The 21,697-nt window shown below is 68.5% G+C and carries 24 protein-coding genes; 5 read left to right on the top strand and 19 right to left on the bottom strand.

What is annotated here, in order from left to right; all coding sequences use genetic code 11:
* Nucleotides 1-94: 94 nt before the first annotated feature.
* Both REH65_RS22040 and REH65_RS22035 read right to left on the bottom strand, forming a co-directional pair.
* Nucleotides 95-352, bottom strand: coding sequence for a hypothetical protein (locus tag REH65_RS22040; RefSeq protein ID WP_281455035.1), 258 nt, complete (start codon nucleotides 350-352; stop codon nucleotides 95-97).
* A 22-nt stretch (nucleotides 353-374) separates the two neighbouring features.
* Nucleotides 375-2,102, bottom strand: a complete 1,728-nt coding sequence (locus REH65_RS22035) for a sodium:solute symporter family protein (RefSeq protein WP_406688909.1) — start codon at nucleotides 2,100-2,102, stop codon at nucleotides 375-377.
* A 253-nt stretch (nucleotides 2,103-2,355) separates the two neighbouring features.
* On the opposite strand from REH65_RS22035, the gene REH65_RS22030 reads away from it, so the two are divergent.
* A complete protein-coding gene (locus REH65_RS22030) occupies nucleotides 2,356-2,547 on the top strand; it encodes a hypothetical protein (protein WP_406688908.1) in 192 nt (63 codons plus the stop codon).
* Between the two features lie 326 nt (nucleotides 2,548-2,873).
* Here the strand turns inward: REH65_RS22030 and nucS are convergent, their stop codons facing one another.
* Nucleotides 2,874-3,533, bottom strand: a complete 660-nt coding sequence (gene nucS, locus REH65_RS22025; protein WP_281455037.1) for an endonuclease NucS — start codon at nucleotides 3,531-3,533, stop codon at nucleotides 2,874-2,876.
* A 120-nt stretch (nucleotides 3,534-3,653) separates the two neighbouring features.
* Here nucS and REH65_RS22020 point away from each other — a divergent pair, with 120 nt between their 5' ends.
* Together REH65_RS22020 and REH65_RS22015 are read left to right on the top strand one after the other, a co-directional pair.
* Complete coding sequence (locus tag REH65_RS22020) at nucleotides 3,654-5,054, top strand: amino acid permease (protein ID WP_406688907.1); 1,401 nt, start codon at nucleotides 3,654-3,656, stop codon at nucleotides 5,052-5,054.
* Between the two features lie 107 nt (nucleotides 5,055-5,161).
* The gene (locus REH65_RS22015) at nucleotides 5,162-5,698 is read left to right on the top strand and encodes an NUDIX domain-containing protein (RefSeq protein WP_406688906.1); all 537 of its coding nucleotides are present in this window, start codon (nucleotides 5,162-5,164) and stop codon (nucleotides 5,696-5,698) included.
* A gap of 45 nt (nucleotides 5,699-5,743) precedes the next feature.
* Here REH65_RS22015 and REH65_RS22010 read toward each other — a convergent pair whose 3' ends face one another.
* Together REH65_RS22010 and murA are read right to left on the bottom strand one after the other, a co-directional pair.
* The gene (locus REH65_RS22010) at nucleotides 5,744-6,067 is read right to left on the bottom strand and encodes a putative quinol monooxygenase (protein WP_281455040.1); all 324 of its coding nucleotides are present in this window, start codon (nucleotides 6,065-6,067) and stop codon (nucleotides 5,744-5,746) included.
* A gap of 143 nt (nucleotides 6,068-6,210) precedes the next feature.
* On the bottom strand, nucleotides 6,211-7,467 hold the full coding sequence (gene murA / locus REH65_RS22005) for a UDP-N-acetylglucosamine 1-carboxyvinyltransferase (RefSeq protein ID WP_281455041.1): 1,257 nt from the start codon (nucleotides 7,465-7,467) through the stop codon (nucleotides 6,211-6,213).
* Between the two features lie 172 nt (nucleotides 7,468-7,639).
* On the opposite strand from murA, the gene REH65_RS22000 reads away from it, so the two are divergent.
* Nucleotides 7,640-8,212 (top strand): cob(I)yrinic acid a,c-diamide adenosyltransferase, encoded by a 573-nt coding sequence (locus REH65_RS22000; RefSeq protein ID WP_406688905.1) that lies wholly within the window; start codon nucleotides 7,640-7,642, stop codon nucleotides 8,210-8,212.
* Here REH65_RS22000 and REH65_RS21995 read toward each other — a convergent pair.
* From REH65_RS21995 to REH65_RS21930, 14 genes are all read right to left on the bottom strand, one after another.
* Nucleotides 8,209-8,679 carry a GNAT family N-acetyltransferase gene (locus REH65_RS21995; RefSeq protein ID WP_406688904.1) on the bottom strand — a complete coding sequence of 157 codons (471 nt, stop codon included), beginning with the start codon at nucleotides 8,677-8,679 and terminating at the stop codon, nucleotides 8,209-8,211. The genes REH65_RS22000 and REH65_RS21995 overlap by 4 nt on opposite strands.
* Nucleotides 8,680-8,708: 29 nt before the next feature.
* Complete coding sequence (locus REH65_RS21990) at nucleotides 8,709-9,179, bottom strand: GNAT family N-acetyltransferase (protein WP_406688903.1); 471 nt, start codon at nucleotides 9,177-9,179, stop codon at nucleotides 8,709-8,711.
* A 203-nt stretch (nucleotides 9,180-9,382) separates the two neighbouring features.
* Nucleotides 9,383-9,817, bottom strand: coding sequence for a DUF2550 domain-containing protein (locus tag REH65_RS21985; RefSeq protein WP_281455045.1), 435 nt, complete (start codon nucleotides 9,815-9,817; stop codon nucleotides 9,383-9,385).
* 10 nt (nucleotides 9,818-9,827) lie between these two features.
* Entirely contained in the window at nucleotides 9,828-10,193 is a 366-nt protein-coding gene (locus tag REH65_RS21980) for a F0F1 ATP synthase subunit epsilon (RefSeq protein WP_406688902.1), read from the bottom strand.
* Nucleotides 10,194-10,360: 167 nt separating this feature from the next.
* Nucleotides 10,361-11,791, bottom strand: coding sequence for a F0F1 ATP synthase subunit beta (gene atpD / locus REH65_RS21975; protein ID WP_281455047.1), 1,431 nt, complete (start codon nucleotides 11,789-11,791; stop codon nucleotides 10,361-10,363).
* Nucleotide 11,792: 1 nt separating this feature from the next.
* On the bottom strand, nucleotides 11,793-12,713 hold the full coding sequence (locus REH65_RS21970; RefSeq protein WP_281455048.1) for a F0F1 ATP synthase subunit gamma: 921 nt from the start codon (nucleotides 12,711-12,713) through the stop codon (nucleotides 11,793-11,795).
* Between the two features lie 11 nt (nucleotides 12,714-12,724).
* The gene (gene atpA, locus REH65_RS21965; protein ID WP_281455049.1) at nucleotides 12,725-14,368 is read right to left on the bottom strand and encodes a F0F1 ATP synthase subunit alpha; all 1,644 of its coding nucleotides are present in this window, start codon (nucleotides 14,366-14,368) and stop codon (nucleotides 12,725-12,727) included.
* A gap of 91 nt (nucleotides 14,369-14,459) precedes the next feature.
* Nucleotides 14,460-15,290 (bottom strand): F0F1 ATP synthase subunit delta, encoded by an 831-nt coding sequence (locus REH65_RS21960; RefSeq protein ID WP_281455050.1) that lies wholly within the window; start codon nucleotides 15,288-15,290, stop codon nucleotides 14,460-14,462.
* A gap of 22 nt (nucleotides 15,291-15,312) precedes the next feature.
* Nucleotides 15,313-15,870, bottom strand: a complete 558-nt coding sequence (locus REH65_RS21955; RefSeq protein ID WP_093414614.1) for a F0F1 ATP synthase subunit B — start codon at nucleotides 15,868-15,870, stop codon at nucleotides 15,313-15,315.
* Between the two features lie 35 nt (nucleotides 15,871-15,905).
* Complete coding sequence (locus REH65_RS21950; RefSeq protein WP_029534827.1) at nucleotides 15,906-16,163, bottom strand: ATP F0F1 synthase subunit C; 258 nt, start codon at nucleotides 16,161-16,163, stop codon at nucleotides 15,906-15,908.
* A gap of 104 nt (nucleotides 16,164-16,267) precedes the next feature.
* Nucleotides 16,268-17,047 carry a F0F1 ATP synthase subunit A gene (atpB, locus tag REH65_RS21945; protein WP_281455051.1) on the bottom strand — a complete coding sequence of 260 codons (780 nt, stop codon included), beginning with the start codon at nucleotides 17,045-17,047 and terminating at the stop codon, nucleotides 16,268-16,270.
* 275 nt (nucleotides 17,048-17,322) lie between these two features.
* Complete coding sequence (locus REH65_RS21940) at nucleotides 17,323-17,796, bottom strand: hypothetical protein (protein WP_406688901.1); 474 nt, start codon at nucleotides 17,794-17,796, stop codon at nucleotides 17,323-17,325.
* Nucleotides 17,796-18,962, bottom strand: coding sequence for an MraY family glycosyltransferase (locus REH65_RS21935; protein WP_281455053.1), 1,167 nt, complete (start codon nucleotides 18,960-18,962; stop codon nucleotides 17,796-17,798). Before REH65_RS21935 ends, REH65_RS21940 begins: the two co-directional genes overlap by 1 nt.
* A 215-nt stretch (nucleotides 18,963-19,177) precedes the next feature.
* The gene (locus REH65_RS21930) at nucleotides 19,178-19,828 is read right to left on the bottom strand and encodes an L-threonylcarbamoyladenylate synthase (protein ID WP_281455054.1); all 651 of its coding nucleotides are present in this window, start codon (nucleotides 19,826-19,828) and stop codon (nucleotides 19,178-19,180) included.
* 197 nt (nucleotides 19,829-20,025) lie between these two features.
* Between REH65_RS21930 and REH65_RS21925 the strand changes: the two genes are divergently transcribed.
* Nucleotides 20,026-21,591 carry an alpha/beta fold hydrolase gene (locus tag REH65_RS21925; protein ID WP_406688900.1) on the top strand — a complete coding sequence of 522 codons (1,566 nt, stop codon included), beginning with the start codon at nucleotides 20,026-20,028 and terminating at the stop codon, nucleotides 21,589-21,591.
* Nucleotides 21,592-21,697: the final 106 nt, after the last annotated feature.

The following is a 21,697-nucleotide window of genomic DNA, read 5'->3' as shown; positions in this document are numbered from 1 at the left end:
TGAGGGCGGGAACGGGGGAATCGGTGCCGAAATGCAAGACGGCGCCCGCGCTCACCGGGAGCTCGGACGCCGTCTCGGGCGATCTCAGGTCACGTCATTCGGCGGTGGTGCCGCCTTCGACGTCGTCGGGAACCGTGATCGGGCGCAGTCGCGCCCAGGCGACGAACACCGCCGCGAACACCACCATGCCGACACCGGCCCACAGGTTGATGTTGATTCCCGCGGACTTCTCGACCTCGGGCTGGACGAAGCCGAGCACGACGAGAACGACGCCGTAGATGCCGAACAGCAGCGCGATCACCGTGCGAATGTCGAAGGCACCTGCGCTGTGCCCCGAACCTCCACTAGCCATGAGATTTCCTCCCAGTCCTGGCTCAGCCGAAGATGATGTTGAGGGCGATGATCAGGATCAGCGCGATGCCTGCCAGCAGGCCCGGCCGCCGGTACCAACCGGCGTCCTCACCCGTGGTGGACGCCTGCAGGTTCTCCTTCGGCGTCAGCGACCACACGAGACCGACCAGCTGCTCCTCGGTCTTGGGCTTGGTGGCCAGCGAAACCACGACGCTGACGATGACGTCGACCACGAAGGCGACACCGGCACCGACGAAGCTGGCGCCCTGACCGGGCAGGTCCCACACCCCGCTCTCGGCCAGAGCGTAGACCGCGATGGCCGAGGCCGTACCGAACACCAGACCGGACCAACCGGCGTGGGCGGTCATCCTCTTCCAGAACATGCCGAGGATGAAGGTCGCGAACAGCGGTGCGTTGAAGAACGAGAACAGCTGCTGGAGGTAGTCCATCAGGTTCTCGTAGCCGGAGGCGATGAACGCCGTGCCGACGGCCGCGAGGGTGGCGCCGACGGTGACCCAGCGGCCCATCTGCAGGTAGTAGTGGTCCGGCTTGTCCTTGACGACGTAGGCCTGCCAGATGTCGTAGGTGAACACCGTGTTGAACGACGACAGGTTGGCGGCCATACCGGCCATGAACGACGCCAGCAGACCGGCGAGCGCGATGCCGAGGATGCCGTTGGGCAGCAGGTCTCGCATCATCAGCAGGATCGCGTCGTTGTAGTCGTACGGACCCTGCTCGGTCAGCTTGTAGTTGGTCATCTCCGGGATGATCACCGCGGCGATCATGCCGGGGATGATCACGATGAACGGGATGAACATCTTCGGGAAGGCGCCGATGATCGGCGTCCGCTGCGCGGCCGACATCGACTTGGAGGCCATCGCGCGCTGGACCTCGACGAAGTTCGTGGTCCAGTAACCGAAGGACAGCACGAAGCCGAGACCGAAGATCATGCCGATGACGCTGAGGACCGGGTTGTCGAAGCCGGTCAGCTCAGCGCCCGGCCAGGCGGTCAGCTGCTCGGCGCCGCCCTTGCTGGCGGTGACCTTGTCGACCAGGCCCTGCACACCGCCGACCTTGACCAGGCCGACGATGGTCAGCGGCAGCAGCGCCGCGACGATCACGAAGAACTGCAGCACCTCGTTGTAGATGGCGGCGGACAGGCCGCCCAGCGCGGTGTAGGAGAGCACGATCAGCGCGGCGATCAGGACCGACACCCACAGCGGCCAGCCCAGCAGCGCGTTGACGATGCTGGCCAGCAGGAAGAGGTTCACGCCTGCGATGAGCACCTGGGCCAGGGCGAAGGAGATGCCGTTGACCAGGTGCGCCGCTTTGCCGAATCGGCGGAGCATGAATTCGGGAACGCTTCGGACCTTGGAGCCGTAGTAGAACGGCATCATGACCACGCCGAGGAACAGCATGGCCGGGACTGCACCGATCCAGAAGTAGTGCATCGTCGGCATGCCGTATTCGGCGCCGTTGGCCGACATGCCGATGATTTCGATGGCGCCGAGGTTCGCCGAGATGAACGCCAGACCCGTCACCCACGCGGGCAGCGCGCGCCCGGAGAGGAAGAAGTCAAGACTGGTGGAAACGGCCCGCCTCGCGAGCCAGCCGATTCCCAGTACGAACGCGAAATACAGCGCCAACAACGCGTAGTCGACGCCGTTCGCGTCGAGTAGCTGACCTTGGGCTAGCAGCACTGCCGCCCCACCTCCCACAGACCCAACAAAGTCAAACGAGAACCACCACATTCGCGATAGCGGTCGGACAGTACCGCACAGATGAGGCGGTGGCCGTAAGCCGATATCAATTCGTTGGAGAAGACACTAAATCGATCACGGAACTTCCGCCGAGTGGCGTCACGCAGGAGACTTTCCGGTCGTACGCGTGCGCACCCCGTGAGCACCCGGGTCCATGCGAGTGATATACGCATTGCCCCGCCGAATTCGACTCACCGTGACTGTATCGTCACGGTATGCATTCGCAACGCCGCGGGGAGGAATCGTGAACGCCCGGATCGATTTGGCGATCAGCGCCGGACTCGCGGAATACCCGATCGAGGAATCGCGGTCCGGCGACATCGCGCCGACCGAATCCCGCCGCGAAGGACTGCTCCACCAGCTGACCGCAGTGCTCGCACCGCTGACCGCGCCGCGCCTGCACCCCTGCGACTGCCCCGGCCACGCGCACCGCTGACCCGCCCGCTACCCGCATCAAGTCCCGCTCGCGTCGCCGCGGGGGCACGAGCACGGGAACCTTTCTGCCACTCCCGGACGAACGGCGATCATCATCGACCCGACGAAGAGGTCTAGATCAATTCTTCGACTTGGGAGCGCGGTGAGAGGGGAACCTTCCTGTCATCGCCAGATCCGCACCACCGCCGATCAAGATCGACTTTTGGCGGAGTGCGATCCCCGGAAAGCCATCGCGAAACGATCGTTCCCCCGATGACCTGAGGAAGGGAACCTTCCTGTCACTCCAGCGCCGAACGCACCCCCGCGACGACGGGAGCGCTCGTGCGATCAGAACAGGCGGTACTCGTCGGGCTCGATGCCGCGGAGCTTGTCGTAGTCCAGGACGACGCAGCGGATACCGCGGTCCTCGGCCAGCGTCCGCGCCTGCGGCTTGATCTGCTGCGCGGCGAACACACCCGAGACCGGTGCCAGCAACGGGTCGCGGTTGAGCAGCTCGAGGTAGCGGGTCAGCTGCTCGACACCATCGATCTCGCCGCGACGCTTGATCTCCACGGCGACGCTCTTGCCGGCGTCGTCGCGGCACATCAGGTCGACCGGCCCGATCGCGGTCGGGAACTCCCTGCGCACCAGCGACCATCCGTCACCCAGGGTCGTCACGTGCTCGGCCAGCAGCTCCTGCAGGTGCGACTCCACGCCGTCCTTGACCAGGCCCGGCTCCGCACCCAGCTCGTGCTTGGAGTCGTGCAGCACCTCGGCGACGGTGATCACCAGCTTCTCGCCGGCCTTGTTCTGCACCGTCCACACGTCGGGGTCCTCGATGAGCCAGCACGGCGGGCTCATCCAGTTCAACGGCTTGTAGGCGCGGTCGTCGGAGTGCACCGACACCGAACCGTCGGCCTTCACCAGCAGCAGTCGCTGCGCCATCGGCAGGTGCGCGGTGAGGCGTCCGACGTAGTCCACCTGGCAGCGGGCAATCACGAGTCGCACCCGGCACAGAGTACGGGCGTGGTGATCGATGTCGAGCACCCCCACGGGTGATCAAGCTCGGTCACCCGGTCAGGACCCGCTCCACCAGGCCTCCCACCACCGGAGTTACCGTTACCGCTCGTGTCTTTCGCCCGCAGCCTGCTCCGCGTCAAACCAGCCGAACAGCTCTCCAGCGAGGGCTCGCACAGCGAGTTGAACCGGACCCTCGGCCTGGTCCCGCTGGTGGCGCTGTCAGTGGGCGCGACGCTGGGAACCGGCATCTTCGTGGTGCTCGCCGAGGCCGCACCGGCGGCCGGTCCGGCCGTCGTCGTCTCGTTCGTTCTCGCGGGTCTGGCCGCGCTGTGCTCGGCGCTGTCCTACGCCGAGCTCGCGGGCAGCGTCCCCGTCTCCGGGTCCGCCTACTCCTACACCTACGCGACCCTCGGCGAGATCGTCGCCTGGATCTGCGGCTGGTGCCTGCTGCTGGAGTACGGGGTGTCGGTCGCCGCCGTCGCGGTCGGCTGGGGCGGCTACCTCAACGAATTCCTGCAAGGCACCATCGGCGTGACCATCCCGGACGCGCTGGCGGCACCGCCCGGTGAGGGCGGGGTCATCAACGTGCCCGCCGCGATCGTCGTGCTGCTGGCCACCGCCGTCCTGCTGCGGGGCGTGCGCGAGAGCGCGTGGGCCACGACCATCACCACGGTGCTCAAGATCGCGGTGCTGGTGTTCTTCGTCGCGGTCGCCCTCACCGCGTTCAACTCCGGCAACCTCACCCCGTTCGCTCCGGCGGGCATCGCGGGCATCTCGGTCGGGGCCTCGGCCGTGTTCTTCTCCTTCATCGGCTTCGACGCCGCCTCCACCGCAGGTGAGGAGGCCCGCAACCCGAAGCGCGACCTGCCCAGGGCGATCATCCTGTCGCTGATCATCGTCACCGCGATCTACGTGCTCGTGGCCTTCGCCGCAGTCGGCGCGGTCGGCGCCGGGACGCTGGGAGAGTCCGACGCATCGCTGGCCACCGCCCTGCGCATGGTCACCGGCCAGGGCTGGCCCGCCGTCGTGCTCGCCCTCGGAGCGGTCATCGCCATCGCCTCGGTCGTGCTCACCGTCCTGTACGGGCAGACCCGCATCCTGGTGTCGATGTCGCGCGACGGCCTCGTCCCGCCAATGCTCTCGAAGGTCAACCACCGCGCGGTCCCGGCCCGCAACACCCTCCTGGTCGGCGTGCTCGTCGCGCTGCTGGCCGCGGTCGTGCCGCTCAACCAACTCGCCGAGGCCACCAGCATCGGCACGCTCGTCGCGTTCGGCCTGGTCAACATCGGTGTCGTGGTGCTGCGGCGAACCCGCCCGGAACTGCCCCGCAGCTTCCGCACCCCGCTCATGCCGTTCGTTCCGCTGCTCGGCCTGGCCCTGTGCGCCTACCTGATCACCGGTCTGGACGCGGTCACCTGGCTCACCTTCGCGATCTGGACGCTGATCGGCCTTGCCGTCTACTTCGGCTACGGCCGCCGCGCATCACGCCTCCACGGCGCCGCGGAGTAAGGGAACATTCCTGTCACCACAGCCCCGACCAGCGGATTCGCCGGGCCGGGTTGGCAGGAAGGTTCCCATGCGCACGTCACCGCCCCGTCGACGGCACGATGGAGCGCATGGAGCAGACCAGCAGCCGCGAGGTGTACTCGAATCCGTGGATGACCGTGCGGGAGGACGGCGTCCGCCGCGACGACGGGTCCGACGGAATCTACGGGGTCATCGACAAGCCGGACTACGCGCTGGTGATCCCGCTCGACGGGGATCGCGTGCACCTCGTCGAGCAGTTCCGCTACCCGCTGGGCCTGCGCCGCTGGGAATTCCCGCAGGGCACCGCGCCGGACCGGGCCGATGTCGAGGCCGGTGAGCTCGCGGCGCGCGAACTGCGGGAGGAGACCGGGCTGCGCGCGGCCACCATGCGCGAGCTGGGGCTGCTCGACGTCGCCCCTGGCATGTCCAGCCAGCGCGGGCGCGTGTTCGTCGCGACCGACCTGACGGAAGGAGCGCACGAACGCGAGCACGAGGAGCAGGACATGCGCACCGCGTGGTTCAGCCGCGCCGAGTTCGAGAAGATGATCGCCGCAGGTGAGGTCACCGACGCCCAGTCCGTCGCCGCCTACGCGCTGCTCCTGCTGCACGAGCGCCGCAACGGCTGAGCTCCCGGCAGCCCGACCAGCCGGGCCGGACGTGAAGGGGTCGGATCAGAGGCCGACGCCGCCGAGCGCGTCCAGGTCGATCTGCTCCGGCGGCTCGGCCAGCATCCCCAGCACCGCGTTGAGGTCGATGTCGCGGTGAGTGGCCACGGTGGTGGCCAGGGCCGCGTCGGCGCTGGCGAAATCCGTCCACGCCTCCACGACGCGCACCGTGTCGGGAGCTTCCGCGTCACGGCTGACCAGGTAGAGCTCGCAGCCGAACGAACCGCGCAGGCCTTCGGCCACCTGCATCATGATCGAAGCCAACTCCGCGCCCCTGCCGGGCGTCGCGGTGAAGGTCATGATTCGGCCGACCCGCGCGGTGGTGCTCATCGGTTCCCTTTCCGGATTCTCACCAGGACCACGAGGACTCTAGCCACGCGGCCGGAGCCGATGATCACGATCCCCGGCACGACCGTGCACTGCGGCCGGCACCCCCGGTCCGAAACGGGGCACCGGCCGCAGGACAGGCGAAATCAGTCGGCGACGCGCTCGATGTCGGCGCCCAGCGCGCGCAGGTTCTCCACGAAGTTCGGGTACCCGCGGTCGATGTGGAAGACATCCCACACCTCGGTGTCGCCGTCGGCGCACAACCCGGCCAGCACCAGGCCCACGCCCGCGCGGATGTCCGTGGCCCACACCGGCGCGCTGGACAACCGATCCAGTCCGCGCACCACGGCGTGGTGGCCATCGGTGCGCGCGTCGGCACCCATCCGCACCAGTTCCTCGATGAACCGGAACCGGGACTCGAACAGGTTCTCGGTGATCATCGACGTGCCGTCGGCCACCGCCGACAGGGCCAGCGCCATCGGCTGCAGGTCCGTCGGGAAACCCGGGTAGGGCAGCGTCACGTAGTCCACGGCCTTCGGGCGTTCCGGCATGACCACCCGGAAGCTCTCCTCGTCGGTGATCACCTCCGCGCCCGCGCTGCGCAGCTTCTCCAGCATCAGGTTGGTGTGCCGGGGGTCGACGCCGTTGACCGTGATGTCACCGCGCGTCGCCGCCGCTGCGAACGCCCAGGTCGCACCGACGATCCGGTCGCCGATCACGCGGTGCTCCACCGCGCGCAGCGAGGACACGCCGTGCACCGTCAGCGTGGAGGTGCCCGCGCCCTCGATCTTGGCGCCCATCTGCTGCAGCATCACGCACAGGTCGACGATCTCCGGCTCGCGAGCCGCGTTGTCGATCACCGTGGTGCCTTCCGCCAGCACCGAGGCCATCAGGATGTTCTCGGTGGCGCCCACGCTCGGGAAGTCCAGCCAGATCTGCGCGCCCTGCAGGTTCTCGGCCTCGGCGACCACGGCGCCGTGCTCGATGTGGCTGGTCGCGCCCAGCTTGCGCAGCCCGTTCTGATGCATGTCCAGCGGCCGCGAGCCGATCGCGTCGCCACCCGGCAGCGTGACGACCGCCCGGCGGCAGCGCGCCACCAGCGGCCCCAGCACGCACACCGAAGCGCGCAGCTTGCCCATCGACGGCGAGACGGCCTCGTGGCTGATCGAGGCGGGCGTGGTGATGCGCACCGTGCCGCCGTCGATGGTCACCTCGCAGCCGAGGCTGCGCAGCACGTCGGCCATCAGCGGAACGTCCAGGATCTCGGGACAGTTCACGATCGTCGTCGTGCCCTCGGCCAGCAGCGCCGCCGCCATCAGCTTCAGCACGCTGTTCTTCGCCCCGACCACGTCCACCGCGCCGACGAGGCGGGCTCCGCCGCGTACCCGGAAGTGCTCACTCACGAGCATCGAGGTTACGGCCCCGGCGTGGCGCGCATCGGAGCGGGTCACGAGCGAGTGAGGGAACCTTCCGCCCACCGGATGGGAGGAAGGGAACCTCCCACCCGCACCCGCGTGATGATGGGAACCTTCCTGCCACTCTCCACCCGGCACCGGCGCGCCTAGGGTGTGGGGCATGGCAGTCCACCTGACGAAGATCTACACGCGGGCCGGGGATGCGGGCACCACGCGGTTGTCGGACAACTCGAAGGTTCACAAGACCGATCCGCGCCTGGTCGCCTACGCCGACGTGGACGAGACGAACTCGGTGCTGGGAGTGGCGCTGGCGACCGCTGAGCTCGCCGACGACGTCGTGACCGTGCTGCGGGCCGTGCAGAACGACCTGTTCGACGTGGGCGCGGACCTGTCCACTCCCGTGGTGGAGGCTCCCGAGTACCCGCCGCTGCGCGTCACCCAGTCCTACGTCGACCGGCTCGAGGGCTGGTGCGACGAGTTCAACGAGCGGCTCGGCAAGCTCGACTCGTTCATCCTGCCCGGCGGCACCCCCGGTGCCGCCCTGCTGCACCAGGCGCGCTGCGTGGCACGTCGCGCAGAGCGCTCCGCCTGGGCCTTGCAGGACGCCGACGCCGAGCGCACCTCACCCCTGCCCGCGAAGTACCTCAACCGGCTCTCGGACCTGCTGTTCATCCTGGCCAGGGTCGCCAACCCGGACGGCGACGTGCTGTGGAGGCCGGGCGGCAACGCCTAGAGGTCCTTGGCGAAGCAGCGGCTCCGCGGATCGTCGCGGTAGACGCCGAAGTTGTCGATCTGCTCGTACCCGGACGACGTGTAGAGCGCGACGGCTTCGGGCTGCTCGGTGCCGGTCTCCAGCACCACGCGCTTGCGCCCGGCCAGCGCGGCGGTGGACTCCAGTTCGGCGAGCATCCGCCTGGACCATCCGTTGCCGCGCTGATCAGGGACGATGTACATCCGCTTGAGCTCGGCGTCGCCGTCGCGGAAGTCCTCCTCGCCGGACTCGTGCGCCCGCCAACCACCGGACGCGACCGGCTCGTCGCCGAGGTAACCGAGCAGGAACAGCCCCTGGGGCGGGGAGAACTCGGCCGGGTCCACGGGAGTGATGTCGGCTTCGCCGTAGCGCACGACGTACTCCTGCTGCAGATCCTCGATCAACCGCTGTGAATGGGGGTGGTCGTAGTCGACGATCTCGATGCGCACACCCGCAGCGTAATCGGCTCCGGACCAGGTCAGCCAAGGCTCTTCTCGAACCAGTGCGCGGCGTACGGGTTGTCGTTGTAGGCGGGGATCTCGACGTACCCGGCCTTCGCGTACATCGCCCGCGCCTCCCCCAGCTCGGCCGCCGTGTCCAGCCGCACCCGGGAGAAACCCAACCGCCGCGCCTGCTCCTCCAGCGCGCTCAGCAGCGCGCGGCCGGCGCCCCTGCCGCGCAGCTCCGGCGAGACCCACATCCGCTTGATCTCCGCAATGCCCGCGGACTCGGTCCGCACCCCGCCGCAGCCCAGCACCGCCCCGTCCCGGCGCAGCAGCAGGAACACGCCCTTCGGCGGCGTGAAAGCGTCCTCAACGGGCCGCGCACCCCTATCCGGATCGAACCCATCCGGAAAGCGCGCCACGAGCTCAGCGACGTACTGGGCCAACGCCCACCGGGCGTCGGCGCTGTCGAACGGTTCCGGGGCGATCGCGAAGTCCTCAGCCACGCCCGCCAGTCTCGGCGAAACCCGCCGCAGGACGGCGCGCGGGTCGCTGCGAGCGTGGGAACCTTCCTGTCACCACCGGCGCGATCAGGGCAACGTACCCGCCCCTCATCCGGGCTGGAGTGACACGAAGGTTCCCACGCTCCCACCCCCGGACACGAAAAAGCGGGGCCCGTGGTGGGCCCCGCTGTTGTTCGTCGGGCGTGCTACGACGCCCACGGCACCGATCGTCCCGGTGGTGCCGATTCGAGCCAGGAGAGGAAACCGGTCAGCGCGTCGCTGTTCATCGCCAGCTCCAGGTCCGGTCCCGTGAGGTCCAGGACGGTGGAGCCGCTCGGCATCGCGTACGCCTCGGCGACCGAGGGTTCGCGGCGCTGGGCGATGTCCACGGTTCGCCGGTTGATCACCCAGTTCGGGCCGGAGCGAAGGCTCAGGATGCGGTACCAGGCGAACTCCTCGCCCCGGTAGTGCGCCACACCCAGCTGCCAGCCGCGTCCCTTGCCATCGGTGGCGCGCAGCGCCACGTCGATGCCTCCGACCCGCAGTTCGCGCACTCGTCGCCACGCGAGCAGGCCCACCACCGCAGCAGCGAGCACCAGCAGCGTCAACGCTGCGACGAGCACCACGACCGGCGACCCCATGCTGGCCCGATCAGTCCGCTTGGCCCGCTGCTCGCAATCGGGCGGACGCCTGCGTTCTGGCCAGCTCGTCGTCGCTCTTGGCGTCCTGACGGGCCTGGGCCACGTCGATCTCCTGGGCCAGCTCGGCGGACTCGGCGAGCACGCTCACGCCGACACCGGTCACCGAGAGGAAGCCACCGTGCACCGCAGCGGTCACGGTCTCCTTGTCGGTGGTGGTGATGCGCACGACGCCACCCTCCACCAGCTGCCCGAGCAGCGGCTCGTGACCCGGCAGGATGCCGATCTCTCCCTCGGTGGTCTGCGCGACCACCGCGGTCGCCTCCCCGGACCACAGCAGGCGCTCGACGGCGACCAGTTGGACGGACATGTTGGCCACGCGCGTCTCCTTTGTCGGGTGTGTGCCCGCAGTCTAGCCAACGCCACCGGGGCGATCGTGACTGCCGGGCTGGAAGTGCCTAGTGGCAAAGGGGGTCGGGACCGCTCCGGGTCCCGACCCCGCTCGCCGGTCTCACCACGCCCCGCCGCGCTCGGCGGGGCGGGCGATCACTGCTCGGTGAGCTTCTTGTACGACGCCTCGAGGTCGTCGAGACCACCGATGGACAGGAACGCCTGCTCCGGGTAGTGGTCGAAGTCGCCCTTGCACAGCTTGTCGAAGGCCTCGATGGTCTCCTTCACCGGGACGAAGGAGCCCTCCTGGCCGGTGAACTGCTTCGCGACGAAGAAGTTCTGCGACAGGTAGCGCTGGATGCGACGCGCCCGCTGCACCGTCACCTTGTCCTCTTCGGACAGCTCGTCCATACCGAGGATGGCGATGATGTCCTGCAGCTCCTTGTACTTCTGCAGGATCCGCTTGACCTCCTGGGCCACGCGGTAGTGCTCGTCACCCACGATCGACGGGTCGAGGATGGTGGAGCTGGAGGTCAGCGGGTCGACCGCCGGGTAGATACCCATCTGGGAGATCGGACGGGAGAGCTCCGTCGTCGCGTCCAGGTGGGCGAAGGTCGTCGCCGGCGCCGGGTCGGTGTAGTCGTCCGCCGGCACGTAGATCGCCTGCATGGAGGTGATCGAACGACCCCGGGTCGAGGTGATGCGCTCCTGCAGCTCACCCATCTCGTCGGCCAGCGTCGGCTGGTAACCCACGGCCGAAGGCATGCGGCCCAGCAGGGTCGAGACCTCCTGGCCGGCCTGGGTGAACCGGAAGATGTTGTCGATGAACAGCAGCACGTCCTGGTTCTGCACGTCGCGGAAGTACTCCGCCATCGTCAGAGCGGACAGCGCCACGCGCATACGGGTGCCCGGCGGCTCGTCCATCTGACCGAACACCAGGGCGGTGTCGGCGAGAACGCCGGACTCGTCCATCTCCACCCAGAGGTCGTTGCCCTCACGGGTGCGCTCGCCGACACCGGCGAACACGGAGGTACCACCGAAGTTCTTGGCGACTCGGCGGATCATCTCCTGGATCAGAACGGTCTTGCCGACACCGGCACCACCGAACAGACCGATCTTGCCACCCTGCACGTACGGGGTGAGCAGGTCGATCACCTTGATGCCGGTCTCCAGCACCTCGGTCTTGCCCTCGAGCTGGTCGAAGGCCGGCGCCTTGCGGTGGATCGCCCAGCGCTCGGCGTCCGAGCCGTAGCCCGGCTCGTCCAGGCAGTGGCCCAGCGCGTTCCACACGTGGCCCTTGACCTTGTCGCCGACCGGGACGGAGATGGCGGCGCCGCTGTCCACGACGTTGACGCCGCGGACCAGGCCCTGGGTGGGCTGCATGGAGACCGTGCGCACCACGCTGTCACCCAGGTGCTGGGCGACCTCGAGGGTCAGGGTCTTGGCCATGCCCTCCGCCGTGATCTCGGCGGTGAGGGCGTTGTTCAGGTCCGGCACCTGGTCACGCGGGAACTCGACGTCCACGACCGGGCCGAGCACCCGGACGACGCGGCCCGTGCCAGTGCTGGTGGCAGTAGCAGCAGTCATGTCACTCACTTCCTGCGGACGAGAGCGCCTCGACACCGCCGACGATCTCGCTGATTTCCTGGGTGATCTGGGCCTGGCGGGCCTGGTTGGCCTCGCGGCTGAGGTTGCGGATCAACTCGTCCGCGTTGTCCGTCGCCGACTTCATCGCGGTCCGCCGCGCCGCGTGCTCCGACGCCGCCGAATCCAGCAGACCCGCGAACAGGCGGGTCTTGATGTACTTCGGCAGCAGGGCGGAGAACAGCGTCTCGGCGTCCGGCTCGAACTCGAAGACGGGCTTGAGCTTGCGCTCGTCGGTGTACTCGACCTCCAGCGGAGCGATCCGCCGGACCGCCGGCTTCTGCGTCAGCATCGACACGAAGTCGGTGCTGACGAGGTGGAGCTCGTCCACACCCAGCTTACCGTCCGGACCACCGTCGTCGAGGTAGTCGTCGGCGCCCGCCAGGAACGCCTTGACCAGGGTCTCGCCGACCTCGGAGGCGTTGGCGTACTCGGGCCGGTCGCTGAAACCGGACCAGCTGGCCTCGATCTCGCGCTGCCGGAACCGGTAGTACGACTCGCCCTTGCGGCCGATGACGTAGAGCACCGGCTGCTTGCCCTGCTCGCGGAGCAGGGCCTGCAGCTCTTCCGCCGCCTTGATGACGTTGGCGTTGTACCCACCGCAGAAACCCCGGTCACTGGTCACGACCAGCACCCCGGCCCGCTTGGGGTTCGAGCGCTCGGTCAGCAGCGGGTGGTCCAGCGTGCTCACGTCGGCCAGCGCGGACAGGACGTTGGTGATCTCCTCGGCGTACGGCCGCGAAGCCTCGACCCTGGCCTGCGCCTTGGTGATGCGCGAGGTAGCGATCAGCTCCTGCGCCTTGGTGATCTTCCGGGTCGATTTCACCGACCGGATGCGATCCCGGAGTTCCCGAAGGTTGGCCATGGCTTATCTGGTCACTCCTTCGGGGCGGGCTTGGCGACCTTCACGGTCTCCTGCCCGACCTCGTCGGCGGCCAGAGCCTCGGCGTCCGGGCCGCTCGGGGCGGCCGAACCGGCGGAACCGGTGAAGCTCTTCTTGAACTCCTCCACCGCGTCGACGATGACCTTCTCGCCGTCGGCCGACAGCTTGCCGGTCTCGACGATCTCCTTGAGCGTGGTCTCGTGCGAGCGACGCATGTGAGCGCGGAACTCGGCCTCGAAGCGGCGCACGTCGCCGACCGCCACCGAGTCGAGGTGACCCTTGGTGGCGATGAACAGCGTCAGGACCTCTTCCTCGACCGGGAGCGGCTCGCCCTGGCCCTGCTTGAGGACCTCCATCAGGCGGGCACCGCGGTCCAGCTGGGCCTTGGAAGCGGCGTCCAGGTCGGAGGCGAAGGCCGAGAAGGCCTCCAGCTCGCGGTACTGGGCCAGGTCCAGACGCAGCGAACCGGTGACGCCCTTCATCGCCTTGATCTGCGCGGAACCACCGACACGCGACACCGAGATACCGACGTCGATGGCGGGGCGCTGACCGGCGTTGAACATGTCCGACTGCAGGAAGCACTGGCCGTCGGTGATCGAGATGACGTTGGTCGGGATGTAGGCCGACACGTCGTTGGCCTTGGTCTCGATGATCGGCAGACCGGTCATCGAACCCGCGCCCAGCTCGTCCGACAGCTTCGCGCAGCGCTCCAGCAGACGCGAGTGCAGGTAGAAGACGTCACCCGGGTAGGCCTCGCGGCCCGGCGGACGACGCAGCAGCAGCGAGATCGCTCGGTACGCCTCGGCCTGCTTGGTGAGGTCGTCGAAGATGATCAGGACGTGCTTGCCCTGGTACATCCAGTGCTGGCCGATGGCCGAACCGGTGTAGGGGGCCAGCCACTTCAGACCCGGGGAGTCCGAGGCGGGGGCGGCGACGATGGTGGTGTAGTCCATCGCGCCGGCTTCCTCGAGGGACCGCTTCACACCGGCGATCGTGGAGCCCTTCTGGCCGATCGCGACGTAGATGCAGCGGACCTGCTTGGCCGGGTCGCCCGACTCCCAGTTCTGCTTCTGGTTGATGATCGTGTCGACGGCGACCGTGGTCTTGCCCGTCTTGCGGTCACCGATGATCAGCTGACGCTGACCGCGACCGACCGGGGTCATCGAGTCGATGGCCTTGATGCCGGTCTGCATCGGCTCGCCGACGCCCTGCCGCTGCACGACCGTGGCGGCCTGCAGCTCCAGCGGGCGGTGCTCCTCGGCGACGATGTCGCCGAGACCGTCGATGGCCTCACCCAGGGGGTTCACGACGCGGCCGAGGAAGTTGTCGCCGACCGGGGTCGACAGGACCTGGCCGGTCCGCTTGACCTCCTGGCCCTCCTCGATCTTGTCGGACTCACCCAGGATGACCGCACCGATCTCCTGAGCCTCCAGGTTCATCGCGACACCGTAGATGCCGCCGGGGAACTCCAGCAGCTCCTCGGTCATGACCGAAGGCAGGCCCTCGACATGGGCGATGCCGTCACCGGTCTCGGTGACGACCCCGACCTCCTCGCGGCTGACCTCCGGGGAGTAGCTGGAGACGTAATTCTCGATCGCACTGCGGATCTCGTCCGACGAGATCGTCAGCTCCGCCATGTCTCGTTCCTGCCCTCGGTTAGTTCTTGGAAGGGAGTTGGTGTTGCGCGCCGCGCGCCCGGCTCGGTCAAGCCGGGGCGCGGCGTCGGCATCAGTCGGCCAGGTCGCGCCGCAGCGTCTGCAGGCGTCCCGTCACGCTGCCGTCGATGACCTCGTCACCGACCTTGATCAGCAGCCCGCCCTCGACACCGGGATCGATCTCCAGGTGCAGAGCGATCGGACGGGCGTAGATCCGCTGCAGGGTGCGCGACAACCGGTCCTGCTGTTCCGCGCTGAGCGGGAAAGCGGATCGGATGTGCGCCACCGAGCGTTCCCGGCGCTTCGCCGACAGCTCGGCCAGCTCTTCCAGCCCCTCGCTGACCCGCCGACCGCGCGGCCGGGCCACGAGCTGCCGGACCAGTTCGAGGGTGACCGGTTCGACCTTGCCCTCGATGAGCCGATCCAGCACGGCGGTCTTGGCCGCCGGGTCCCCGGAGGGATCCGACAGCAAGCGCTCCAGATCCACCTCGGAGCCGATGATCCGGCCCAGGCGGAACAGCTCGTCCTCGACGGCGTCGAGACGACCTGCCCGCTCGGCCTGCACCAGCAGCGCGGTGCGGGCCAGCTGCTCCAGACCGCCGACGAGGTCGTTCGGGCTGGACCAGCGGGCGCGGACGGCTTCGACGATCACCGGAAGCGCCCGGGCGCCGACCTTGGTCTCCAGCAACCCGCGGGCCAGGTTCTCCCTGGACTGCGCGTCGGTGGAGGCATCGGCGAGCGCCCGCCGCAGCGTGGACTCACGGCCCAGCAGAGCGGCCACGCCGAACAGCTCGTCGGCGAGCCCGGTGATCTCCGCAGCCTGAGCCCCGTCAGTGGCCTGCAGCAACTGCAGCTGGCTCGCTGCCATCGCCTCACGGCTCGCGGCGTTCACGAGGGTGCTCAACTCTCAGCGCCTTTCACTAGATTCAGGGCTTGGCCGACTCGGCCGGGGCCGAGGTCGCGTCCAGCTCGTCGAGGAACCGGTCCACGGTTCCGCGACGACGCGCCTCGTCCTCCAGGGACTCGCCGACCACCCGGCTGGCCAGGTCGACCGCCTGACGTCCCAGATCGGCACGCAGCTCGGCGACGATCTGCGCCCGCTGGTGCGTCAGCTGGGCCTGACCCTGGCTGACGATGCGGTCCGACTCGGTCTGAGCCTGAGCGCGCATCTCCTCCAGGATCTGCTGCCCTTCGGCACGGGCGTCGTCGCGAATGCGTGCGGCCTCGGCGCGGGCCTCGGCCAGCTGCGACTTGTACTGCTCGAGGGTCCGCTGAGCCTCGGCCTGCGCGGCCTCGGCCTTCGCGATGCCGCCCTCGATCCGCTCGCTGCGCTCCGCGTAGATCTTTTCGAAGCGCGGGACCGCGAACTTCCAGAGCACGAACAGCAGCAGCAGGAACGCGATCAGACCGACCACGATCTCCGCGGGCTCCGGGATGATCGGGTTGTGCTCGCCTTCAGCGGCCAGCAGCATCTGGGTCTTCACCACAACGTCTCCCAACGCGTTGAGCCGTCAGATGATCAGGCAGCCGACGCGATGAAGTAGACGACCAGACCGATCAGCGCCAGCACCTCGACCAGAACGAAGGAGATCCAGGCGATGCCCTGCAGCTGACCCTGGGCCTCCGGCTGGCGGGCGGTGCCGTTGATGACCGCGGCCCAGATCAGGCCGACGCCGATGCCCGGGCCGACGGCGCCGAGGCCGTAGCCGATCGCGGCGAGACCGGGGTTGATGCTGCCCGCAGCCTCAGCGGCCTGCGCGAGAACGATGTTGCTCACTTTCACTACCTTTCACTCGGTCCGCTTTATCTGGGCGGATCGACAGGTCCTTTTTCGGATCGGAAAGTCTTTGTCGTCGCCCGGTTTTTATTTGTGTCGGGCCCTCAGTGGCCTTCGGCCAGTGCCGCGCCGATGAAGTTGGCGGTCAGCAAGGCGAAGATGTAGGCCTGAAGCACCTGGATCAGGGCTTCGACAAAGGTCAGGGCGATAGCGAAGGCGAACGCCACCACGGAGATGGGCTTGAACGCCGCGCCCGCCTCGAGGAGCAGGTACTCACCGCCGAGCGTGAACACCAGCAGGATCAGGTGCCCGGCGAACATCGCGGCGAAAACTCGGACCGCCAGAGCGGCCGGCTGCGCGATGAACTTCTGCAGGAACTCGATCGGCGCCAGCAGGATGTAGATCGGCTTCGGAACCCCGGGCGGGAACATGATGTGCTTGAAGTAGCCCAGGAAGCCGTGCCGAGCGAATCCGACCCCGTGGAACACCAGGTACACCACGGCTGCCAGCGCGATCGGGAAACCGATCTTGGACATCGTGGGGAACTGGATGATCGGGATGATGCCGAAGAGGTTGTTCACCAGGACGAACGTGAACAGCGCGAAGATCAGCGGCACGAAAGGACGGAAGTCCTTGGCACCGATCTGCTCGCGGGCGATCTTGTTCCTGCTGAACTCGTAGGCGAACTCGGCCACGAACTGACCCTTGCCCGGAACCAGCTTCAGGTTTCGGGTGGCGATCAGGAAGTAGGCGCCCACGATGATCGCCGAAGCGATGACGAGAACCATCGGCTTGGTGACTCCGCCGGCGATCGGCGGGAGGAAAAAGCTATCGGCGCCCGGCGGCTGGAATGTTCCGCCTTCGGCCAGCATCAGCGCGCCCAACTGGGCTCCTTCCGGTTCTCCCGGCCGAACTTCACTCTTCCGGGGGAATCGTCACGTTTTGCACTTAACGTACCTGATACGCGATCCGGCACGCGGAGGGGCCCACCCCACCTAGTGGTGTCTCAAGGGCCGGCCTCCTGGTGCCCTTCAACCCGCTGTGCAGGGAAGGCTTGCGGTTCAGACCTTACCAGCGGGTACGTAGCCAACCGACATGCTGGTCGGCTACCCCTGCGATTCCACCCGTCCGCAGGGCCGGATTACGCCGTGAGAACGGTTCAGTTACCCGGAATGATGGTCGGGATCCTGGTGCGTTTGAAGGCCACGACCTCCGCACCGGCCCACACCATCACGGTGGCCAGCATGGTGAACGCCAGCGACTCCCGGTGAATGGCGTCAACGCCTCCCAGCAGCGTCATCACCACCAGCAGCACCAGCATCTTGCCCACGTATCCACCCAATGCGACAACCATCACAAACTGCGGGTTCATACCTCCGGAGAACCGCATCAGCCAGATGGTCAGCAGCGAGGACCCGAAGGCCACGACCCCGCCGATCAGCGCCCCGACCAGCCCGGGAACACCGACCAGCACCGTCGCCACGATCGCCCCGACGACCACGGTGGCCACACCCGGCCACACGGCGGTGCGCAGCATCGCCGAGGCCAACCTGCGCACGACCTCGGCGTGCGGGTTCACCGGCTCGGCCTGCACGGCCTGCTCGCCGGTGGCGGGCTCGGATGCTTCGCTCATCAGGACTCTCGATCGGCTCGGGTTCGCATGCGCGGAATCAACGAGATGATAGCGGCCAGCAGGACGACCAGTCCCACGACCCAGCCGACCACCCACGTGTTGAACAGCGTCAACGACACCGCGCCGAAGGCGATCACGGCCGCCCACAGGTACATCAGCAGGACCGCGCGGCGCTGCGAATGACCGATCTCCAGCAGCCGGTGGTGCAGGTGCATCTTGTCGGCGTGGAAGGGGCTCTTGCCCGCCTTCGTCCGCCGCACCACCGCCATGATCAGGTCCAGCAGCGGGACGAACAGCACCGCCGCCACCACCAGCAGCGGCGACAGCAGCGCGATCGTGTCGCCCGGCCCGGAACCGGTGTAGATGATGCGGCCGGACGCCGAGGTGCTCGCGGTGGCCAGCATCAGGCCGATCAGCATCGACCCCGAGTCGCCCATGAAGATCTTCGCGGGCTGGAAGTTGTGCGGCAGGAAGCCCAGGCAGGCACCGGCGATGGCGGCCGCGATCAGCGCCGGCGGGTAGGCGTTGACGTCGCCGTTCTGCCGGTCCAGCACGCTCAGGCAGAACACGAACGTCGCCGCAGCCGAGATCAGCCCGATGCCCGAGGCCAGCCCGTCGAGGCCGTCGACGAAGTTCATCGCGTTGATCATCGCCACGACCAGCAGGACCGTCAGCAGCTGCCCCTGGTTGCTGCCCAGCACCAGCAGCTGACCCACGTGCCCGTCGGAACCGCCCCACGGCACCCAGAACACGAACCACTGCACGCCGCCGAGCACCAGGATCCCGGCCGCGGTGACCTGACCGGCGAGCTTGGTCAGCGAGTCCAGCTCGAACCGGTCGTCGAGCGCGCCCACCAGCACGATCAACCCGCCCGCGATGAGCACGGCGAGGGAATCCCTGGAGTAGCTGAACCCGCGGGACAGCGCGGGCAGGTTCGCGGCCAGGAAGATCGCGGCCAGCACGCCGCCGTACATCGCCACGCCGCCCATCCGCGGCATCGGCTTGACGTGCACGTCCCGGACCCGCGGGTAGGCGACCGCGCCCACCCGGATGGCCAGCAACCGGACCAGACCGGTCAGCAGGAAGGTCGTGACGGCCGCCGTGAGCAGGACCAGCAGGTACTCACGAGCGGGCAGTCCGACCGGGGCGAAGGGTGCGTAGTCCATGCCGGTGGCTCACCCGCGCTGCGGCGCGCGGTCGAAGTCCAGCCCCCAGAACGGCGTAATCAAACCCGGCGCTCCTCGTCGCTTGAGAATCGCGGTCCCGCCGGCGTCGCCGCGGCGCCTGGCACCCGCGCGGCGAGACCGCCGCCCGCCCCGACCGGGACGGCAGGTCCGCACTGTTACAGGCCTAACGCTATCGATCGCGCCACCGGGACCGTTCACCGGTCCGCTTCGAGCTCCACGCCCAGCACGTCGGACAGCTCCGCCCTGCTCACAGCGCCGTCGCGGAGGATCCGCGGCGTGCCCTGGGTCAGGTCGACGATGGTCGAGGCCACCGGCTCCCCCGACGGCCCGCCGTCGAGGTACACCTGGACCCGGTCACCGAGCTGCTCCTCGGCCTCGGTGACGTTGCCGGCAGGCGGCTGACCGGTGAAGTTGGCGCTGGAGACGGCCATCGGGCCGACCTCGCGCAGCAGGTCGAGGGCGACCGGGTGCAGCGGCATCCGCAGGTTCACGGTGCCCCGGGTCTCGCCCAGGTTCCAGTTCAGTGACGGTGCCTGCGGCAGCACCAGCGACAGCCCGCCCGGCCAGAACGCCTCGATGAGCGCTCGCGCCTGCTCCGGGACCGACATGACCAGGCCGTCCACCGTGGACCAGGAACCGACCAGGACCGGCACCGGCATGTCCGGGCCCCTGCCCTTCGCCGCCAGCAGCGACCGCACGGCCTCGGCGTCGAAGGCGTCTGCGCCGATGCCGTAGACCGTGTCGGTCGGCAGCACGACGAGCCCGCCTGCGCGGACCGCGTTCGCCGCGGCGGCCAGTCCCGCCTTGCGCTTGTCCTGACTGCTGCAGTCAAAAACGGTGCTCACACCACGAATCCTGACACGCCACGCCGAGACACCAGCGGGTGGTGCACCAGATCACCGTCGGGGGCATCCTGACTAGTAACGCCGGAGCATCGGCCCGAGATCAATTCGGGTGTGGCCGTGGACGTGGAACGAACCCGGCCTCCCACGCGTCTGCCGGACACGGGCGCCGATCGAGCACAGAAATGAGGAGAACGCTGATGACCGCCCCACCCCAGGGTGTCGAGGTCGACCAGATCGAATTCCCGGCCGGCAAGGTCCGCTACTACAAGGCGGGAACCGACGGACCGCCGATCGTCCTGCTGCACGGAGGCGGCCCCGACAACGCCCTGCTCAGCTGGCGCCACACCATCGGCGCCCTCGCCCCCGACCACCGCGTCTACGCCCCCGACCTGCCCGGTCAGGGAGGCAGCACCGAGTGGCGCGGCCGCGGCAACCAGCGCACCTTCGAGGAGGTCCTGCGCTGGCTGCTCGACGCCTGGCAGGTCCCGCAGGCGATCCTGGTCGGCCTGTCGATGGGCGGCAGCATCGCGACCGGCTTCACGCTGCGCCACCCCCAGCGGGTCCGCGCGCTCGCCCTCGTCGACAGCACCGGCGTGCAGCACCGCATGCCGCACCACCTGCTGACCTACCTGCTGATGCGCACCGACCTGACCGGCCGGGTCGCCGCCAAGCTGCTGCGCGGCAACCGCGCCCTGGTGCGCACCGCCCTGAACAAGGTGTTCTTCGCCGACTCGACGTCGGTGCCCGACCTGGACGCCGTCGTCGAGGAGGTCGGCGCCGAGGCCCGGGTCCGCCGCTCGGTGTTCGCCGACTGGCACGCCGACGCCATCAACCGGCGCTCGATGAGCATCAACCACCTGCCGCAGCTCAACCGGATCACCTGCCCGGTCACGGTCGTCCACGGCGAGAAGGACGCCCTCGTCCCGGTCTCCTCCGCCCAGGCGGTGGCCGGAGCGATCCCCGGCGCCCAGCTGCGGATCATGCAGCAGGCCGGTCACTGGCCCAACCGGGAACGCCCCACGGAGTTCAACGCCCTGCTCCGCGAGTTCGTCAACGCGCTCAACGCCCCGCCCCCGGCGGCACCGCCGGCCTCGGCCCCGCAGCGCGATGCGACCGCAGAGGCCCCCACGCAGCGCATGAAGGTCCCCGCCACTCCGCAGGACGACGGGCCCGGCGCCGACGCCGAGACCCAGATGATGAAGATCGGCACGTCCGCGTCCGAGGACGTGAAGTCGCAGGAGCGGTCCGAGGAGTCCCCCGACAAGCCCGAGAACACCTCGGAGGCCACCGAGACGACCGACGAGGCGTCGGAGAGCACCGCTGCCCCCTCCGACGAGAGCGGCGATGACAGGAAGGCGACCACCGACGCACCGACCCGCTTCATCAAGCTCGACTCCACGCCGAAGGACGGAGACGACGCACCGGCGGATTCCGAAACGGCCCAGGACGCAGCAACGGCCGAAGAAGCCGAGACGGCCCAGGAACCCGAGACGGCCGAGAAGACGGAGCCGAAGCAGGAGACCGGGTCGACCGACGAAGCCGAGTCGTCCGAGAAGGCCGCCGCCGAACCGGCCGCCACCAACACCTCGGATGCCGACGACAGCGACAGCGAGACCTCCGACGCCGACACCGATTCGGACGCGGACACCAGCGGCACCGACGCGAAAACTCCCACCGCGGACGACGAGACGGACGCCCCTGAGGAAACCGAGAAGCCGAAGAAGACCGACTCGAAGAGCACCGACGACAAGCCCGTGACCTGAGCAAGGGAACCTTTCGCGCACCACCGGCGCTCGCTTCGCGGGCTTCACCGCCACGACGCCCGGCCGTGCGCGAAAGGTTCCCCTCCTCCGCGCGAGCAGGGGAACC

Source organism: Saccharopolyspora sp. ID03-671, from assembly GCF_045278815.1.
Taxonomy (GTDB): domain Bacteria; phylum Actinomycetota; class Actinomycetes; order Mycobacteriales; family Pseudonocardiaceae; genus Saccharopolyspora; species Saccharopolyspora ipomoeae.
The sequence above is the reverse complement of the archived record's forward strand: the minus strand, read 5'-3'. Positions and strand labels throughout refer to the sequence as shown.

Bases quoted from the DNA above. Each gene is read 5' to 3' on its own strand.
- REH65_RS22040 (WP_281455035.1), bottom strand. From the start codon at position 352: ATGGCTAGTGGAGGTTCGGGGCACAGCGCAGGTGCCTTCGACATTCGC.
- REH65_RS22035 (WP_406688909.1), bottom strand. From the start codon at position 2,102: ATGTGGTGGTTCTCGTTTGACTTTGTTGGGTCTGTGGGAGGTGGGGCG.
- REH65_RS22015 (WP_406688906.1), top strand. From the start codon at position 5,162: ATGGAGCAGACCAGCAGCCGCGAGGTGTACTCGAATCCGTGGATGACC.
- REH65_RS22010 (WP_281455040.1), bottom strand. From the start codon at position 6,067: ATGAGCACCACCGCGCGGGTCGGCCGAATCATGACCTTCACCGCGACG.
- REH65_RS22000 (WP_406688905.1), top strand. From the start codon at position 7,640: ATGGCAGTCCACCTGACGAAGATCTACACGCGGGCCGGGGATGCGGGC.
- REH65_RS21985 (WP_281455045.1), bottom strand. From the start codon at position 9,817: ATGGGGTCGCCGGTCGTGGTGCTCGTCGCAGCGTTGACGCTGCTGGTG.
- atpD (WP_281455047.1), bottom strand. From the start codon at position 11,791: ATGACTGCTGCTACTGCCACCAGCACTGGCACGGGCCGCGTCGTCCGG.
- REH65_RS21970 (WP_281455048.1), bottom strand. From the start codon at position 12,713: ATGGCCAACCTTCGGGAACTCCGGGATCGCATCCGGTCGGTGAAATCG.
- atpA (WP_281455049.1), bottom strand. From the start codon at position 14,368: ATGGCGGAGCTGACGATCTCGTCGGACGAGATCCGCAGTGCGATCGAG.
- REH65_RS21940 (WP_406688901.1), bottom strand. From the start codon at position 17,796: ATGAGCGAAGCATCCGAGCCCGCCACCGGCGAGCAGGCCGTGCAGGCC.
- REH65_RS21935 (WP_281455053.1), bottom strand. From the start codon at position 18,962: ATGGACTACGCACCCTTCGCCCCGGTCGGACTGCCCGCTCGTGAGTAC.
- REH65_RS21925 (WP_406688900.1), top strand. From the start codon at position 20,026: ATGACCGCCCCACCCCAGGGTGTCGAGGTCGACCAGATCGAATTCCCG.